The following is a 1742-nucleotide window of genomic DNA, read 5'->3' as shown; positions in this document are numbered from 1 at the left end:
GCGCTTGACGACGCCCGCGTGACCGAACTCACCAGCGGCAAGCAGATCGTCAAGACGATCGTGGTGCCGGGCCGCATGGTCAACCTGGTGGTGAAGTAGGGAAGTCCTGTCCGTCCCCTGCCGAGGCAGGCGTTATCGGTGGGGCGGCTGTTATCATCGGCCGCATGACTACACCGAACAATGGAAACACGCCCGGTGACGGGACCCCGGGTGGCGACACCCCGAACGGAGACTCCCCGTACGGCTACGAGCCGTACCCCGATAACCCGGCGGGGAGCCATCCGGAGAACACTGGCTCCTCCGCGTGGAACCCGGACAGCGCCGGCTCCGCCAGCACCACCGGTTCCGGCCAGTCCGACTTCGGCCAGAACAGCGCTGACGCCTACGGCGCGAACGGCTACGGTTCCAACGAGTACGGCTCCAACAGCTACGGCGCCAGCGGTTCCGAGCCGTACGGCCAGGGCGGCTTCGGCCCGAACGGGTACGAACAGTTCGATGTGAACGCCGCGGCTGGTGCCGCCGGCGCGACCGCGCTGCGCTACCACGGCCAGGAGCTCACCGACGGCACCTACGGCGACGGCGCGACCCCGCACCCGATCAATGACCCGGCCAACAACGGCTGGACGCACACCAAGGGCAACGGCAAGCTGAACATTACCGACGCGTTCTCCTGGGCCTTTAAGACCACGTTCTCCAACTGGAAGGTCTGGATCGTCCTCGGCCTCATTGCGTGTGCGTGGCAGTGGCTCACGATGATCGTCCCGACCGGCGTACTCGGCATTGTCCCGTTGTTTGTGTACCCGGTGTTCTTCTCTGCCGCGCTGCAGCAGACGCTGGCCCGCTCGTTCGGGTGGGGCGACATCAAGACTCCCGCGTACGGGAAGACCCTGGGTGTCCTGGCGGTCTTTTTGCAATTGTCACCGTCGGCATCATTGTGTTCCTCATCATCGGCATGGTTGCCGGCTTCAGCAGCGTGGACCTCAACGCATTGCCAGAGGACCCGACAAGCCCGGAGGACTTCGAGGCGCTGCTTCCCCTGCTCGGCCCGCTCCTCGGTTCCATGGGCCTGTTCGGGCTCATCGGACTGCTCGTATCCCCGTTCTTCATGATGACCGTGTGGTACGCCTCTGAGAACAACGGCTCCTTCGGTCAGGCGTTTAGCAAGGGCTTTGCCGACGGCAAGCGCATCTACCTGCCGCTGCTGGGACTGGCGGTGCTCGCTGGTCTGCTCTACTTCGTAGGCTACGTCCTTGCGTTCCTCGGCCTGATCATTGCCATCCCGGTCGTGCTCCTCGCGCAGGCGCACGCGTACCGCCAGATCTCTGGCGGCCCGGTCCCGGTGGAGGACGAGTTCCCGGCGCAACTCTAAGCGCTTAACCCCGCACCGCCCCGCGCAGCCCGCCGGCCGCGCGGGGTGTTCGCTATGTATCACTCATATTGTAATGTGACACAACGCTCATTTTCCGGTCGCGCAATGGTCCGCACCTTGTTACGCTCCGAACTATGACGAGACCGGAACCCCCGTACGGCCCCGATAACAACCCCGATAACAACCCAGCGTTCCACGGCTACGACCAGTACCCCGCGACCGGTTCCAACGCACCGCAGCCCAGCGTCCTCTCCCATTCCGTGAACGCCATGAAGTTCCACGGCAAGCAGCTTATCGACGACACCTTTGGCGACGGCCGCACCGCGCACCCCATCAACGCCCCTGAGCGCAACGGGTGGATCCACATGAAGGG

Annotated in this window: 3 protein-coding genes; all 3 read left to right on the top strand. The window is 64.5% G+C overall.

Annotated features, from left to right (window positions below; translation table 11 throughout):
* The first annotated feature begins 164 nt into the window (after positions 1-164).
* Positions 165-1109, top strand: coding sequence for a hypothetical protein (locus EAW56_RS12020; RefSeq protein WP_122086788.1), 945 nt, complete (start codon positions 165-167; stop codon positions 1107-1109).
* Complete coding sequence (locus tag EAW56_RS12800) at positions 1106-1369, top strand: hypothetical protein (protein WP_167457441.1); 264 nt, start codon at positions 1106-1108, stop codon at positions 1367-1369. The genes EAW56_RS12020 and EAW56_RS12800 overlap by 4 nt, the downstream gene beginning before the upstream one ends.
* A 134-nt stretch (positions 1370-1503) precedes the next feature.
* A partial coding sequence (locus tag EAW56_RS12010; protein WP_147453324.1) for a hypothetical protein occupies positions 1504-1742 on the top strand: 239 nt, incomplete at its 3' end.

This window comes from Corynebacterium gottingense (assembly GCF_003693265.1).
Classification (GTDB): Bacteria; Actinomycetota; Actinomycetes; order Mycobacteriales; family Mycobacteriaceae; genus Corynebacterium; species Corynebacterium gottingense.
The sequence above is the reverse complement of the archived record's forward strand: the minus strand, read 5'-3'. Positions and strand labels throughout refer to the sequence as shown.